Genomic DNA, 13,133 nt, shown 5'->3' on the forward strand with positions numbered 1-13,133 from the left:
AGGACTACGAGCGATATGCAAGCACATTGGCAGACCTGCACCTCGTCGCCTTTGTCTGCCTCATGCTCAGGAAGGCTGCCCTACTCGCTTGCGGTCCATAACAGCCTCTAGAGGATCGCCCGCGCGGCGAGGTGCGCCCCGAGGCCGAGCAGGCCGACATAGAAGACCTTTCGGAACACCGGATCGCTGACCCGGCCCCGCACCCAGCCGCCGATAAACATCCCGCCCAGGGCCGGGAGGAGGGCGACGAGCGAGACGCCCGCGATTGCCGGATTGAGGACGCCGCTGCCCGTCAGCGCGATCGCCAGCGCGATGGTGGAGACGGTGAAGGACAGGCCGAGCGCCTGGATCAGGTCGTCCTTGGTCAGCCCGAGCGCGCCGAGATAGGGCGCGGCCGGGAAGGACGAGACGCCGGTCGCCGCCGTCACCACGCCGGTGGCGGCCCCGATCAGGGGGGCGAGCCAGCGCTCGGTCGCCGGCGCCACGGCGAGCCGCAGGGCCGCGAGGCCGTAGGCGGCGTAGATCATCAGCGCGACGCCCAGGGCGATGGTGGCCTCGCGCCCGTAGCGGCCGTGCAGCAGCGCCCCCGCGGCGAGCGTCGTCAGGGTGCTCGCCACGAGAAGCGGCCACAGGCGCCGCGCCAGGGTCCCGAAGCGCGGCCCCGCCACGAGCTGCCACACATTGGTGACGAAGGCCGGCACCACGAGGATCGCCGCCGCCTCCGCGGGCGTCATGACGAGGCTGAGCAGCCCCACCGCCACCGGCGGCAGGCCGAGCCCGACCACGCCCTTGACGAAGCCGGCGAGCAGGAAGGCGAAGGCCGCGATGGCGAGCGCCGAAGGGTCGAGGGGGAGGGGCATACGGTGTCCGGTGCAGGGGCGGGCGTGCGGTCAGGCGGGTCGCGCGGTGGGGACGAGGCCGGTGCGCGGGGCGCCATCCCGAGGGCACCGCGCGCCGGGCCGGCGGGGAAAGCCCGGAGACTCTGCGTGCGGTCGGCGCATCCGGGCAGACTTCAGTCGCCCAGCATCAGGGCATCGCGGAACAGGGTTTCCGGGTCGGGATCGGATGCGGTGGCCAGCTGCGCCGGAGCCGCCACCTGCGGGACCGCGCAGGTCCGCGCGGCCTCGGTCTTGATCGCGAAGGCCGACAGGGCGGTGAGCGCCGCGAGGACGATCGTGGCGCCCTCCAGAAGGAGACGTCCCGAGACGAGGGTGGGTGCCTGCTGTGCCATGGGCCGAGCTTCGGCGGAGCGGACGCGCGCGACAATGCGGAAGTCGCCCGTCCCAGCCTTCGGCTGAGCCGAAGGTTCTTGCCCGCGGGCCGCTGCCGGAGGATTATGGCCGACCGGAGGACCAAAGCCCACCGGAGGACCAGAGCCTTTGCGCTTCGACCTGACCGATCTCCGCCTGTTCCTCCACGTGGTCGAGGCCGAGAGCATCACCCACGGCGCGGAGCGCGCCGGCCTCGCCCTCGCGTCCGCGAGCGAGCGCATCCGCGGCATGGAGCTCGACGGTGGCGTCCCGCTCCTGGAGCGCCGCCCCCGTGGGGTGCGCCCGACGCCGGCGGGGCTCGCGGTGGCGCATCACGCCCGCACGGTGCTGGCGCAGCTCGAGCAGATGCGCGGGGAACTCGGGCAATATGCCCGCGGCCTGCGCGGCCATGTCCGCCTGCTCTCCGTCACCGCCGCCGTCGCGGCCTTCCTGCCGGAGGCCCTGTCCGGGTTCCTCGCCGCCCATCCGAGCGTCGATGTCGATCTGGAGGAGCGCACCAGCCGGGAGACGGTCGATGCGGTGGCGGGTGGGCTGGCCGATCTCGGCGTCGTGGCCGACACCACCGAACTGGCCGATCTGGAGACCCGGCGCCTGCGCCCCGACCGGCTCGTCCTCGTGGTGGCCGAGGGCCATCCCCTGGCGGAGCGGGCGGCGGTCGCCCTGCGGGAGGTTCTGGATGAGCCCTTCGTGGGCCTGAGCCACAGCCGCTCGCTCCAGACCTATCTCGCCGGCCATGCCGCCCGCGCCGGCCGACCCTTCAAGCTGCGGGTGCGGCTCGGCGGGCTCGACGCGGTCTGCCGGATGGTCGCCCGCGGCGTCGGCGTCGCCATCGTCCCCGAGGCCGCGGCCCTCCGCGCCAGGGAGACGGCGGCGATCCGGATCGTGCCGCTGAGCGATCCCTGGGCCTGCCGGTACCTCGTCCTGGCCGCCCGCAGGTTTTCCGCCTTGCCGGCGCATGCGCGCCAGCTCGTGGACCATCTGCTCGCGGAGAGCGCGTGAACGCGGGCGTTCAGCCGGATCGGCCCGGCAGCATCCGCGCGAGCACGGCGTCGCGGCGGATCGCGGCGTGCCAGATCGTGGCGGCGATATGCAGTCCGACCAGGGCGTAGACCGCGTATTGCCCGGCGAGATGCACCGAGGCGAAGGTCTCCTGCAGCGCCTTGTCCTTGGCGAAGCCGGGGATCGGGAAGAGATAGAAGAATTGCGTCGTGTTGCCGTTATAGGCGCTGAGCAGGTAGCCGCTCACCGGCATCAGCAGGAACACCGCGTAGAGCAGCCAGTGGTTGATCCGGCCGATTAGGGCGAGACCCGCGGGCTCGACCGTGTCGGGCGGCGGCGGATGCAGGGCGCGCCACAGGATGCGCAGGACCACCAGCGCCAGGATCGTGAGCCCCACCGACTTGTGGAATTGGAAGACGACCGGCTTGGCCGGATCCTCCTTGGCGAGGTTCGTCGCGATCCAGGCCAGAGGCAGCACCGCGGCGACGAGGAGCGCGGTGAGCCAGTGCAGGGCCTGAGCCATGCGGCCGTAGCGGGCGGGGCCGCCGACGGAGCGAAGGGCGGTGTCACGTTGGGCGGCGGTATCCATGGCCATCCTCCCGGGACGCGGGGCGACAGGCCGTCGCCGCCGAACCTCCGATTCACCTATGGCGGGAAGGCCGTCCGGGACATCACATCCGCGTGTGGGACTCAGATCGCCGCCGCCGGATCCTCGTCGGCGCTGCGCTCCCGATGCGCGCGGCGGGGGCGCCGTTCCATCAGGGCGCGGCCGATGGCCCGCAGCGGGGCGGTGAGGCGGCGGGCATCCTCGGCCCGTTCCATGAAGGTCTCGCCGCGGCGGATCTCCCGGTCGAGCTTGGCCATGGTGCGGGCGAGCGCCGGATCCTCGTCGTCCAGCCAGACCTCGACGGTGCGGGCGAAGGCCAGGACGGTGCCCTGGATCTTGAGGCGCCCCAGCGGACCCTCGGTGTCGATCCCGGCCGCGGCCAGCATGTAGCGGTGGGAATTGAGCGCCACGCCGTTGAGCGCCAGCATCGAGAGGGGATCGCCGCGCAGCGCGAAGCTGATCCGTTGCAGGGCTGCCTTGTAGGGCGTCATCGCGTCGAGGCGGCGCATCAGCACGTCGAACAGGCGCTCGCGGGCCGGCTCGTCGGCGAGGTCGCTGGTGTCGCCGTCCAGCACCGCCCGGTCGATGATCCGCGACAGGCCGCCGAGCACGGCGCCCTTGGAGGGGAACAGCTCGCGCAGCTCGGCGAGGCTCAGATCCGCCTCGCGGGCGATGTCGCCGATCTCGATGTCGTTCCAGGGCTGCTCGGCGGCGAGCCGCATCAGGGCCTCGACGGCGGCCGTGCGGGAATCGGGCTTCTTCGCCGTGGTCTCGGGACCGGATACGGATGCGCTCGCCTTGGACGCGCTTGCCTTGGCTCCACCCGCCTTGGACTCGTCCGCTCCGGTCTTGCCGGACTTGGACTTGCCCGGTTTCAGCTCCTGGACCCCGTCCTTCTGGGCTTCGTCCTTCCGGGCCTCGTCCATGATCCGTGCTCCGTGCTCGCTTCGCCGGTATGTAGGCGCGGTCGCGCGGGGTTGCACCCCGGAGCGGCTCAACCGGACAATTCGCCCGCCCGGACCCGCGCGGCCTCGACGGCGTCGCGCAGGGTGTCGGGCAGGCCGCCCGCGCGCATCAGCACGGCGAGCGCCGCCGCGGTGGTGCCGCCGGGCGAGGTCACGTCCTTGCGCAGCTGTGCCGCCGCGCGCGGATCCGCGTCGAGCAGCGCGCCCGCGCCCGCCACCGTGGCGCGGGCGAGGCTCTGGGCGAGATCCGGCGGCAGGCCCGCCGCGATGCCGGCCTCCGCCAGCGCCTCGGCCAGGAGGAAGACGTAGGCCGGGCCCGATCCCGACACGGCGGTGAGCGCGTCGATCAGCCTCTCGTCGTCGAGCCACGCGACGAGCCCGGCGCTGGCGAGCAGCGCGTCGGCCGCCGCGCGCTGGCCCGCATCGACCTCGGGGCTGGCCACCGCACCGGTGGCGCCGCGGCCGATGCTGGCGGGGAGGTTCGGCATCGCCCGGACCACCGCGCGGGCGCCGGGCAGGCGGCGCTTGAGGTCGGATATCGTCTTGCCGGCCAGGATCGAGACCACGAGCGTGCCCTCGCCGATCCAGGGCGCGAGCGAGGGCGCGGCGGTGTCGAGGCCCTGCGGCTTGAAGCCGAGCACCAGGACGCCCGCCGGCTCGGGCCGGTCCGGGTTGAGCCGGAGGCCGCGCGCGGCGCAGAGGTCGGCGATCTCGGGGGAGGGGTGCGGCTCGATCACCACCGCCGCGGCCGGGTCGAGCCCGCCCGCGGGGCTCCCGGCGAGCCAGCCCCGCAGCAGGGCGCCCCCCATCTTGCCGGCGCCGACGAGGACCAGGGGGGCGGGCAAGGTGGCGAGGGAGGCGGCGGCGAGGGGGGAAGCGGGCATGTCCGTCATGCGCCCTCGATCCCACCGGATCGCCCCGCGATCAAGGGGTGCGGTCGGTGCCGGCGCGCGGATCGGGTCGGCGCCGGGCTCGAGCCCGGATCAGGCCTCGCCTTCGGTCTCGAACAGCACCGCGTCGAGGGCCTCGCGGGCGGACTTGCCGGCCCAGAGCACGAACTGGAACGCCTGGAAGTAGCGCTCGCAGGCATCGGTGGAGGCCTTCATCAGCGCCGCGCACTGGCCCTGCGTCGGGGCGAGCCCGTCATTGAGCAGGAGCGAGTGGCGGAACATCACCACGCTGTCGGACGACCACAGGTCGAAATGGCCGATCCAGAGCTGCTCGTTCACCAGCGAGACGAGGCGCAGCATCTCGGCGCGGCGCCGCTCCGGCACCTTGAGATCGAAGGCGGCGGCGACGTGGAGGGCTTCGACCTCCTCGATCCAGGTGAAGGCGACATGGTATTCGGCCCAGCGCCCCGAGACCGAGACCGACATCTCGTCGGTCTCGATGCGATCGAAGATCCAGTCGCGCAGGGAGGCAAGGCGCTCGACGACGTCGATCGGGTGCTCGGACCGGTCGTTGGCTTCGATGAGGCTGAGCTGGGTCATGGCGATCCAAGTTGTCGGCACGGTCGGACGGGTCCGATCGGGCCGGCGGGCAAAGCAGGGCCGTGGCGGAACCCGGACGAGTTCCGTCGATCTCCGTCCCGCGGAGGGTTTCGATCAGATTTCACGAGGCCCCGCGGTCCGGTCGGTCTGTTCCGACGGGGCGAATCGTCTACCCGACGTTTATAGCCCGCAGCCCCGGCGTGCTTCAAAGCGTCGTCCCGGCATCAGCAGTGGGCAACAAGGGCTGTCCACCGCTGCTTCCTGTGCAAAGATCATTCGAATCCGGACGATCCGGCCTCCTGCGATCGTGCGGGACGGCGCCGGATCGCGCCGCCGCGGCAGGAGAGGAATCCGGAACGACGCCTTCGGTTTCCTTCCGCCGCAGCGATCGGTCCGGTGAAAGCGTCAGACCGCTTCCGTGTTGCCCGCCGTGCCGGCCTCGGTGCCGAGGCGCGCCTCCAGGGCGGTCACCCGGGCGGCGAGGGCGTCGTTCTGGCTGCGCAGGGCGGCGACGAGGTCGCGCAGCACGTCGACCTCCTCGCGGGTGGCGACGTCCATGTCGCGGATCAGGCGCTCGGCCTGTCCCTTGATCAGGGTCTCGGCCTCGCGGCGGACCCCCTGAGCCGCCCCGGCGGCGTCGGTGAAGATCCGGGCGACGTCGTCGAAGAGGCGGTTCGAGCTCTGCATGGGTTCTTCTCCCGAGCCCGACACGGTTGCGGGCATGCTCCGACATAAGAATCCGCGGGCGGCGGGGCAATCGAGCGGCCGTCGATGCCGGGACGGCGCCCGGCGCCGGGCACCGGACCGGCGCCACTCTGTTGCCGAACATGTCCGGCCGCCATCGCCGAAACGGAGGGTGACAATCGCGCGCCGTCCACCCGCTTCCGCCCCGGGCCGGAGCGGGCGTAAGACTGGACGCGCCATGAGCGCGAACGCCCCCACCCCCCACATCCTCGTCGTCGAGGACGATCGCGAGATCAGCGCGCTGGTTGCCCGCTACCTGCGCGCCAACGAGTGCCGGGTGAGCGTGGCCGGCGACGGGCGCGAGATGGATCGCGTTCTGGCCGATGCCCGCGTCGATCTGATCGTCCTCGACCTGATGCTGCCCGGCGAGGACGGGTTGAGCCTGTGCCGCCGCCTCAGAGCTTCCTCGCAGGTGCCGATCCTGATGCTCACGGCGAAGTCGGAGGAGATCGACCGCATCGTCGGGCTGGAGATCGGCGCCGACGATTATCTCGGCAAGCCGTTCAATCCGCGCGAGCTGCTCGCCCGCATCCGGGCGATCCTGCGGCGCAAGGGCGCCGAGCCGCAGGACGGCGAAGGGGTGCGCCGCTTCCACTTCGCCGGCTGGACGCTCGATGCCGGCCTGCGGCAGGTGCTGAGTCCCGAAGGCGCGCGTCTCTCGCTGACGGGGGCGGAGTTCGACCTCCTGCACGCGCTCTGCCTACGGCCGGGCCGGGTGCTCTCGCGGGACCAGCTCCTCGACCTGACGCAGGGGCGGGCGGCGGGGCCGTTCGAGCGCAGCATCGACGTGCTGGTCTCGCGCATCCGCCAGAAGATCGAGGCCGACCCGCGCAATCCCGAGATCATCCGCACGATCCGCTCCGGCGGCTACCTGTTCGCGCCGGAGATCGCCCGCTCATGAGCACCGGCCGCACCACCGCCCTGCCGTCATCCGTGGCGTCCCCTGCGGCGACGCCCGCCGTCGCCCCTGTCGCCTCCTCCGCCGCGGCGCCCCGGCGATGGCCGGTCTGGTCGCGCCCGCGGAGCGCGGCGGGGCAGATCGCGCTCCTCGTCGTGGCGGCAATGCTGGCGGCCCACGTGCTCGCCACCGTCGCGGTGCTGGTTCTGCGCGAGCCCTGGCGGGCGGACGGGCATCCCGGCGTGGCCGCGACCCGGCTCGCGACCCTGGCGCGCCTCCTCGACGCCGCCGAGCCCGGCGAGCGCGACGCCCTGCTGCGCGCGGGGGCGCGCAGCCTGCCGACCCTGCGCATCGCCCCCTGGGACGGCGCGGCGCCCGCCGGAGCGCGAGGACCGGCACCGGGCCATGGGCAGGGGCAGGGACAAGAGCAGGCCGTCGAGCGGGCGATCGACCGCCATCCCCTGGTCGTCCGGCTCCGGGAAGGATTCGGACGCGATCTCGCCCTCGTCGATCTCGCCCCCGAGGGGAACGAGGCCGGCCTCCTCTCGCTCGGGCTCGTCACGCCCGCGGGCGCCCGGCTGCGGGCGGCGCTCCCCGACGATCACCCGCGCCCGCTGTTCGGGCAGGGCGCCATCATCTTCACCCTCGTCTTCCTCGGCGTCAGCCTCACCCTGCTGCTGTTCTGGGCGACGCGGGCGCTCACCGCGCCCCTCGCCGGGCTCGCGGCGGCGGCCGAAGCCTTCGGCACCGCCGAAGAGCCGCCGCCGCTGCCCAAGCGCGGTCCGGAGGAGGTGCTGGCGCTCGCGCGCGCCCTCGACCGGATGCGCGCCCGCGTGCTGCGGCTCCTCGACGACCGCACGCAGATGCTGGCGGCGATCAGCCACGACCTGCGCACCCCGATCACCCGCCTGCGCCTGCGCGCCGAGTTCATCGAGGACGATCGCGCCCGGGAGATGACCCTGCGCGACCTCGATCAGATGAACGGCCTCGTCGAATCCGCCCTCTCCTTCGTCCGCGACGGACAGGGGAGTGCGAGCGAGGGCGAGCCGCTGCTGATCGACCTCGCCTCCGTGGTCCAGACCGTCTGCGACGGCTTCATCGATATCGGCGCGGCGGTGAGCCTGGAGCGCAGCCGCCACGTCCTCGTGCGCGGCCGCCCCGACGACCTGGAGCGGGCGCTCACCAACCTCGTCGACAATGCCGTGAAATATGGCGGCGGCGCCCGCATCCTGATGGGACCCGCGAGACAGAGCGAGCCCCCCGGCGTCGCCGTGGAGGTCCTGGACGACGGGCCCGGCATCCCCGAGGCCGAGCGCCACGCCATGCTCCAGCCCTTCGTGCGCGGCGACCGCGCCCGCAACCTCAACGCGGCGACCGGCTTCGGCCTCGGCCTGTCGATCGTGCTCGCCATCGTCGAGGGCCATGGCGGGCGCCTGACCCTGGAGAACCGCCAGGGAGGGGGGCTCTGCGCCCGCATCGAACTGCCGCTCGCCGCATCGAGCCGCGGCGGCTGAGGGCGCCCCTCGGGCCCCATCCGGTCGAGCCCTACGGGATGGCGGATGCGGGCTTCGCTCAAGCGCCGCGCGAGCGCGCTGATCCGGCTTGCATCAAGCGGACGCCGGATCAGAACTCCATATCGAGTTCCTCGATCTCGTCCGGCTCATGCTCGGCCAGGGATGCCCATTCGTTGAGCAGGTCCCAGCCCAGGATCGTGTCGCGATAGGTGGCGGCGGTGAAGGGCAGGGCGACGTCGTAGGTGCGGAACCGCGTGCAGACGGGGGCGTACATCGCGTCCGCCATGGTCGGCCGGGCGCCGAACAGGAACGGCCCACCGGAGCGCGACAGGCAATCCTCGAAGATCGCGCAGATGCGCTCGATGTCGCCCTTGGCGCCGTTGAAGATCTTGAAGCCGCGGTGGAGGCTGCGCAGGTTCATCGGCAGCGCCGAGCGCAGGTTGATGAAGCCGCCATGCATCTCCGCCGAGACCGAGCGGCAGCGGGCGCGCTCGCTGGGCGTCTCCGGCAGGAGGCCGGCCTCGGGACGGATCTCGTTGAGATATTCGGCGATGGCGAGCGCGTCCCAGACCGCGATGCCGCCATGGTCGAGGCGCGGCACCAGGAAGGACGGCGACAGGTGGAGCAGCTCCGCCCGGGTCGAGGCATCGCTGCCGGGCAGGAGTTCCACGGCGAGGTCGAGCCCGGCCATCCGGCACAGCAGCCAACCGCGCAGGGACCAGGAAGAATAGTTCCGGCTGGAGATCGTGAGCGTCGCCTCGGCCATGGCCTTTTCTCCCGCATGGGTCTTGGGTCCGGCGATCCAAGACTTGTGCCGGATCCCCGGCCCGCCGCCGGCCCGGCGGTATCGGACCCGCGCCTCGCGGCGGGGCACGGTCCCCAAGAGCGACGGGAAGAGAGACGGGAAGAGAGACGGGCCAAGCCGATGGCGCGACACGGGAAACGAATGTTCTCCGGACGACCGTGCACACAGTGTGATGCAATCTCGACACAGGCTGCATCTGTGTACTTTTGGTCGGTTGCGCGGTTTTTCGAACGGCTTAGCCTGGACCGCCCGAAATCGCGGCGCGGGGGCGACGGCCGCGGACTGGATAAAGTGCACCGGACGACGCCGGGCATCGGGACGTTCGTGCTGGGAGTTTGACCCGATGCTGTATCAAGCCTTCGATGTCCAGTCGGACATCGCCCGGCAGACGCGCCAGTGGGGCAGCCTCCTCCACGATGTGGCGGCGCCCTGGATGCGCACGCCCTGGCACGATAGCGCCAAGTGGTGGTCGGCCGGCGCCCGGATGATGATGCGGGCCGGTCTCACCTTCGCCCGCCCCGCCTACGGCATCAACGCCGTCACGGTGGGCAACCGCGAGGTGCCGGTCGTCGAGGAGCCGGTGCTGGCCACGCCGTTCGGCACGCTGCTGCGCTTCCGCAAGGACATCGACACCGCCCAGCCCAAGGTGCTGCTGCTCGCTCCCCTGTCGGGCCATTTCGCCACGCTGCTGCGCGGCACGGTGCGCACGCTGCTGCCCGATCACGACGTCTACATCACCGACTGGCACAATGCCCGCGACGTGCCGGTTTCGGAAGGTCGCTTCGGCTTCGACGATTATGTCGATCACGTCGTGCGCTTCATGGAGGCGATCGGCGAGGGCGCCCATCTCATGGCGGTGTGCCAGCCCGCGGTGCAGGCGCTCGCCGCCGCCGCCGTGATGGCGCATACCAAGAACCCGGCCCAGCCCCGCAGCATGACGCTGATGGCCGGACCGGTCGATTGCCGCATCAGTCCGACCTCGGTGAACCAGCTCGCCACCTCGAAGCCGATCGAGTGGTTCGAGCAGAACCTGATCGCCACCGTCTCGGGGCGGCACAAGGGTGCCGGGCGGCGGGTCTATCCCGGCTACATGCAGGTGTCGGCCTTCGTCGCGATGAATGCCAAGCGCCACCAGGACGCGCATGCGAACCTGTTCTGGAACTATGTCGACGGGGATGCGGAGAAGGCCCGCGCCGTCGAGACCTTCTACGACGAGTATTTCGCCGTGCTGGATCTCACGGCCGAGTTCTATCTCGAGACGGTCAAGACCGTGTTCCAGGATTATACGCTCGCGCGCAACGAGCTGACCTATCGCGGCGAGCGGATCGACATGGGCGCGATCCGGCGCACCGCCTTGATGACGGTCGAGGGCGAGCGCGACGACATCTGCGCGGTCGGCCAGACGATGGCGGCCCACGACCTCTGCTCGAGCCTGCCGCCGCATATGAAGAGCCATCACCTCCAGGCGGGGGTGGGCCATTACGGCGTGTTCTCCGGCCGCAAGTGGGAGGGGCAGACCTACCCGCTGGTGCGCAACTTCATCGCCTCCCACGCCTGAGGCGGGCCGGCAAACGGGCATCCCTCGACCGCCTTTCCGGTATCGCCTGCTGCGCCCCGGAAGGACGGTCGGGAAGCGGCGCGCGGCGCTGACGATCCCGTCGCCGCGACCCCCCGGTTCCGCACCATGGCGGACGTGTCACGGAGGGGCGAGATCCGTGTGGGGAAAAACTTTCGGAAGGCCTTGTCTTCCGCGCACACTTCCAACCGGAGCCGGCTTCGTGTAAGTCGCGCGCCCAGGTGCAATTCATTCGCGCCGATTCGGCCGCCGTCGCGACGCCTCCCCCGGAATGGAAACCGGGGACCGAGGCGCCTGACGGCTTTTTCCCGGTCCGGCCGGGAATCCGAGGCCGGCGCGGTCCGAAACAGCAGAACTCAGGGGTTGATTCCGTTGCAGGTACTCGTTCGCGACAACAACGTTGACCAGGCGCTTCGCGTCCTCAAGAAGAAGATGCAGCGCGAGGGCATCTTCCGCGAGATGAAGCAGCGCAAGGCCTACGAGAAGCCCTCCGTGCGCAAGGCGCGCGAGAAGGCCGAGGCCGTCCGCCGCGCCCGCAAGCAGGCCCGCAAGACCGCGATCCGCGAGGGCCTGATCGCCGCGCCGAAGCCGAAGCCCCGTACCGGCGCTCCGCGTCGCCCCGGCGCCCCGAGCTTCTCGCAGCAGCCGGCCGCCGCCGCGACGCCCGCCGTCGCCTCCTGAGGCCGGCCTCGGCCCGGTCTCCGGGCCCGGCTCCTCGTGGATCCGACACGAAAAAGGCCCCGCCGTGAGCGGGGCCTTTTTCGTGTCCGGGATCAGGCCGCCCGGGCGGTGAGGGTGGCGCGCTCGGCCTGCCGCAGGAGGTCGAGGGGAAGCCAGGGTTTGCTCATGTAGACCGCGTGGGGCGGCAGGTCGGCGCGCGGCGTCCCCTCGGAGGTCACCACGAGCCGCACCTGCGGCCACCGATCCTCGACGGTGCGGGCGAGGGTCGCCCCGTCCATCTTCCCCGACAGCCGCGTATCGGCGACCACCATGGCGACGGTGACGTCGTCCCGCTCCAGCACCGCCAGCGCGTCCTCCGCACTCGAACAGGCGATGACGTCGAGGTCGGTCTCCTCGATCAGCGCCGCGGCGAGATCGCGGGCGGCCTCGTCGTTCTCGACGACGAGCGCGACGGGACAGTCGGACGGGGCTTGGGGCATGATGGCTCCTCTGGCGACGAAGGAAGGACCGGCGCGGGACGACGCGGCGCCGGACGGGTGGAACCCGCGGGCTGAACCCGACACACGGCAACGAGCGCTGCCGAAGGTTGCTCTGCGACAACAGGCCCGCGAATGAATGGTTCAGGGGCCGGGCGTCGCTTCACGTTCAGCCGGCGCAATGATGTTTCTTAACGACCTGTTCACGCAACGGATCGGATTGTAACAAGCCGGTGACGGGCAGCGGCCCTTTCGGACCGAGTCTTGCACCGCTCGAACCAGGAGACATAGGAGGCCGACGTTCCGCCATGTGCCGTTTCCTCGCCTATCTCGGTGAGCCTGTCTTCCTGAACGAACTCGTCTGCGCCCCGACGCACTCGCTGGTGCATCAATCGCTCCACGCGTCGGAAGCGAAGACCGAGACCAACGGAGACGGCTTCGGTATCGGCTGGTACGGCGAGCATGCCGAGCCCGGTCTCTATCGCGATGTCTGTCCCGCCTGGTCGGACGACAACCTCGTCAACCTGTGCCGGCAGGTGCGGGCCAAGACCTTCTTCGCCCATGTGCGGGCGGCGACCGGCACGGCCACGACGCGGGCGAATTGCCATCCCTTCGCCCATGGCCGCCACCTGTTCATGCATAACGGCCAGATCGGCGGCTATCACCGGATCAAGCGGCGCCTGGAGGCGCTGATCCCGGACGACCTTTACGACACCCGCCGCGGCACGACCGATTCCGAGGCGATCTTCCTGCTGGCCCTGGCCCATGGGCTGGAGACCGACCCGGTCGCCGCCATGGAGACGACCTGCGCCACCGTGCGCGACCTGATGCAGGCCGCGCGCATCGCGGAGCCCTTCCGCTTCACCGCCGTGCTCACGGACGGCGACAGCCTCACCGCCTTCCGCTGGGCCTGCGACGGGCGCCCGCCGAGCCTCTACTATCGCGAGAGCGAGCGCGGCCTCACCGTCGTGTCCGAGCCGATCGACGGCTGCCGCGAGGGCTGGCAGGTGGTGCCCAAGGGCGGCACGCTCCGGGCGCGCCGGGGTTTCCGCGCGGTGGTGAGCCGACCGGAAGCCGGCCGCGCGGCGGCTTGAGCGATTCGATCGG

The 13,133-nt window shown here is 71.5% G+C and carries 15 protein-coding genes and 1 pseudogene; 7 read left to right on the plus strand and 9 right to left on the minus strand.

The window, feature by feature from the left end; genetic code table 11:
* Positions 1–101 (plus strand): annotated as a pseudogene (locus tag MFF26_RS22820) (IS5/IS1182 family transposase); the annotation flags it as partial.
* A 6-nt stretch (positions 102–107) separates the two neighbouring features.
* Here the strand turns inward: MFF26_RS22820 and MFF26_RS22825 are convergent.
* Together MFF26_RS22825 and MFF26_RS22830 are read right to left on the minus strand one after the other, a co-directional pair.
* The gene (locus MFF26_RS22825) at positions 108–860 is read right to left on the minus strand and encodes a sulfite exporter TauE/SafE family protein (RefSeq protein WP_238308607.1); all 753 of its coding nucleotides are present in this window, start codon (positions 858–860) and stop codon (positions 108–110) included.
* A gap of 152 nt (positions 861–1,012) precedes the next feature.
* Positions 1,013–1,231 carry a hypothetical protein gene (locus MFF26_RS22830; RefSeq protein WP_238308608.1) on the minus strand — a complete coding sequence of 73 codons (219 nt, stop codon included), beginning with the start codon at positions 1,229–1,231 and terminating at the stop codon, positions 1,013–1,015.
* A 148-nt stretch (positions 1,232–1,379) separates the two neighbouring features.
* Here MFF26_RS22830 and MFF26_RS22835 point away from each other — a divergent pair, with 148 nt between their 5' ends.
* On the plus strand, positions 1,380–2,270 hold the full coding sequence (locus tag MFF26_RS22835) for a LysR substrate-binding domain-containing protein (protein ID WP_137831830.1): 891 nt from the start codon (positions 1,380–1,382) through the stop codon (positions 2,268–2,270).
* Between the two features lie 10 nt (positions 2,271–2,280).
* On the opposite strand, the gene MFF26_RS22840 is transcribed toward MFF26_RS22835, so the two are convergent.
* The 5 genes from MFF26_RS22840 to MFF26_RS22860 all read right to left on the minus strand — a co-directional run bounded on the left by MFF26_RS22840 (position 2,281) and on the right by MFF26_RS22860 (position 6,019).
* On the minus strand, positions 2,281–2,859 hold the full coding sequence (locus MFF26_RS22840) for a cytochrome b (protein ID WP_238308609.1): 579 nt from the start codon (positions 2,857–2,859) through the stop codon (positions 2,281–2,283).
* Between the two features lie 101 nt (positions 2,860–2,960).
* On the minus strand, positions 2,961–3,803 hold the full coding sequence (locus MFF26_RS22845; RefSeq protein ID WP_137831832.1) for a TetR/AcrR family transcriptional regulator: 843 nt from the start codon (positions 3,801–3,803) through the stop codon (positions 2,961–2,963).
* A 68-nt stretch (positions 3,804–3,871) separates the two neighbouring features.
* A complete protein-coding gene (proC, locus tag MFF26_RS22850) occupies positions 3,872–4,726 on the minus strand; it encodes a pyrroline-5-carboxylate reductase (RefSeq protein ID WP_238308629.1) in 855 nt (284 codons plus the stop codon).
* Between the two features lie 99 nt (positions 4,727–4,825).
* Positions 4,826–5,332 (minus strand): type III secretion system chaperone family protein, encoded by a 507-nt coding sequence (locus MFF26_RS22855; protein ID WP_137830288.1) that lies wholly within the window; start codon positions 5,330–5,332, stop codon positions 4,826–4,828.
* A gap of 405 nt (positions 5,333–5,737) precedes the next feature.
* Positions 5,738–6,019: an accessory factor UbiK family protein gene (locus MFF26_RS22860; protein WP_137830289.1), complete on the minus strand. Its 282-nt coding sequence runs from the start codon at positions 6,017–6,019 to the stop codon at positions 5,738–5,740.
* 235 nt (positions 6,020–6,254) lie between these two features.
* Between MFF26_RS22860 and MFF26_RS22865 the strand changes: the two genes are divergently transcribed.
* Positions 6,255–6,977, plus strand: a complete 723-nt coding sequence (locus MFF26_RS22865; protein ID WP_137830290.1) for a response regulator — start codon at positions 6,255–6,257, stop codon at positions 6,975–6,977.
* Positions 6,974–8,488 carry an ATP-binding protein gene (locus tag MFF26_RS22870; RefSeq protein WP_137830291.1) on the plus strand — a complete coding sequence of 505 codons (1,515 nt, stop codon included), beginning with the start codon at positions 6,974–6,976 and terminating at the stop codon, positions 8,486–8,488. The genes MFF26_RS22865 and MFF26_RS22870 overlap by 4 nt, the downstream gene beginning before the upstream one ends.
* 109 nt (positions 8,489–8,597) lie before the next feature.
* On the opposite strand, the gene MFF26_RS22875 is transcribed toward MFF26_RS22870, so the two are convergent.
* Positions 8,598–9,254, minus strand: coding sequence for a glutathione S-transferase family protein (locus MFF26_RS22875; protein ID WP_137830292.1), 657 nt, complete (start codon positions 9,252–9,254; stop codon positions 8,598–8,600).
* A gap of 382 nt (positions 9,255–9,636) precedes the next feature.
* On the opposite strand from MFF26_RS22875, the gene MFF26_RS22880 reads away from it, so the two are divergent.
* Together MFF26_RS22880 and rpsU are read left to right on the plus strand one after the other, a co-directional pair.
* Positions 9,637–10,851 carry a polyhydroxyalkanoate depolymerase gene (locus MFF26_RS22880; RefSeq protein WP_137830293.1) on the plus strand — a complete coding sequence of 405 codons (1,215 nt, stop codon included), beginning with the start codon at positions 9,637–9,639 and terminating at the stop codon, positions 10,849–10,851.
* Positions 10,852–11,241: 390 nt separating this feature from the next.
* Positions 11,242–11,550, plus strand: a complete 309-nt coding sequence (rpsU, locus tag MFF26_RS22885) for a 30S ribosomal protein S21 (protein ID WP_137830294.1) — start codon at positions 11,242–11,244, stop codon at positions 11,548–11,550.
* A gap of 92 nt (positions 11,551–11,642) precedes the next feature.
* Here rpsU and MFF26_RS22890 read toward each other — a convergent pair whose 3' ends face one another.
* Complete coding sequence (locus MFF26_RS22890; protein WP_137830295.1) at positions 11,643–12,029, minus strand: response regulator; 387 nt, start codon at positions 12,027–12,029, stop codon at positions 11,643–11,645.
* A gap of 305 nt (positions 12,030–12,334) precedes the next feature.
* Between MFF26_RS22890 and MFF26_RS22895 the strand changes: the two genes are divergently transcribed.
* The gene (locus MFF26_RS22895) at positions 12,335–13,120 is read left to right on the plus strand and encodes a class II glutamine amidotransferase (protein ID WP_137830296.1); all 786 of its coding nucleotides are present in this window, start codon (positions 12,335–12,337) and stop codon (positions 13,118–13,120) included.
* The last annotated feature ends 13 nt before the right edge of the window (positions 13,121–13,133 follow it).

This window comes from Methylorubrum suomiense (assembly GCF_022179765.1).
In the GTDB taxonomy this organism is placed as follows: Bacteria; Pseudomonadota; Alphaproteobacteria; order Rhizobiales; family Beijerinckiaceae; genus Methylobacterium; species Methylobacterium suomiense.

Bases quoted from the DNA above. Each gene is read 5' to 3' on its own strand.
- MFF26_RS22825 (WP_238308607.1), bottom strand. From the start codon at position 860: ATGCCCCTCCCCCTCGACCCTTCGGCGCTCGCCATCGCGGCCTTCGCC.
- MFF26_RS22830 (WP_238308608.1), bottom strand. From the start codon at position 1,231: ATGGCACAGCAGGCACCCACCCTCGTCTCGGGACGTCTCCTTCTGGAG.
- MFF26_RS22840 (WP_238308609.1), bottom strand. From the start codon at position 2,859: ATGGATACCGCCGCCCAACGTGACACCGCCCTTCGCTCCGTCGGCGGC.
- MFF26_RS22845 (WP_137831832.1), bottom strand. From the start codon at position 3,803: ATGGACGAGGCCCGGAAGGACGAAGCCCAGAAGGACGGGGTCCAGGAG.
- proC (WP_238308629.1), bottom strand. From the start codon at position 4,726: ATGCCCGCTTCCCCCCTCGCCGCCGCCTCCCTCGCCACCTTGCCCGCC.
- MFF26_RS22855 (WP_137830288.1), bottom strand. From the start codon at position 5,332: ATGACCCAGCTCAGCCTCATCGAAGCCAACGACCGGTCCGAGCACCCG.
- MFF26_RS22860 (WP_137830289.1), bottom strand. From the start codon at position 6,019: ATGCAGAGCTCGAACCGCCTCTTCGACGACGTCGCCCGGATCTTCACC.
- MFF26_RS22865 (WP_137830290.1), top strand. From the start codon at position 6,255: ATGAGCGCGAACGCCCCCACCCCCCACATCCTCGTCGTCGAGGACGAT.
- MFF26_RS22870 (WP_137830291.1), top strand. From the start codon at position 6,974: ATGAGCACCGGCCGCACCACCGCCCTGCCGTCATCCGTGGCGTCCCCT.
- MFF26_RS22875 (WP_137830292.1), bottom strand. From the start codon at position 9,254: ATGGCCGAGGCGACGCTCACGATCTCCAGCCGGAACTATTCTTCCTGG.
- MFF26_RS22880 (WP_137830293.1), top strand. From the start codon at position 9,637: ATGCTGTATCAAGCCTTCGATGTCCAGTCGGACATCGCCCGGCAGACG.
- MFF26_RS22890 (WP_137830295.1), bottom strand. From the start codon at position 12,029: ATGCCCCAAGCCCCGTCCGACTGTCCCGTCGCGCTCGTCGTCGAGAAC.
- MFF26_RS22895 (WP_137830296.1), top strand. From the start codon at position 12,335: ATGTGCCGTTTCCTCGCCTATCTCGGTGAGCCTGTCTTCCTGAACGAA.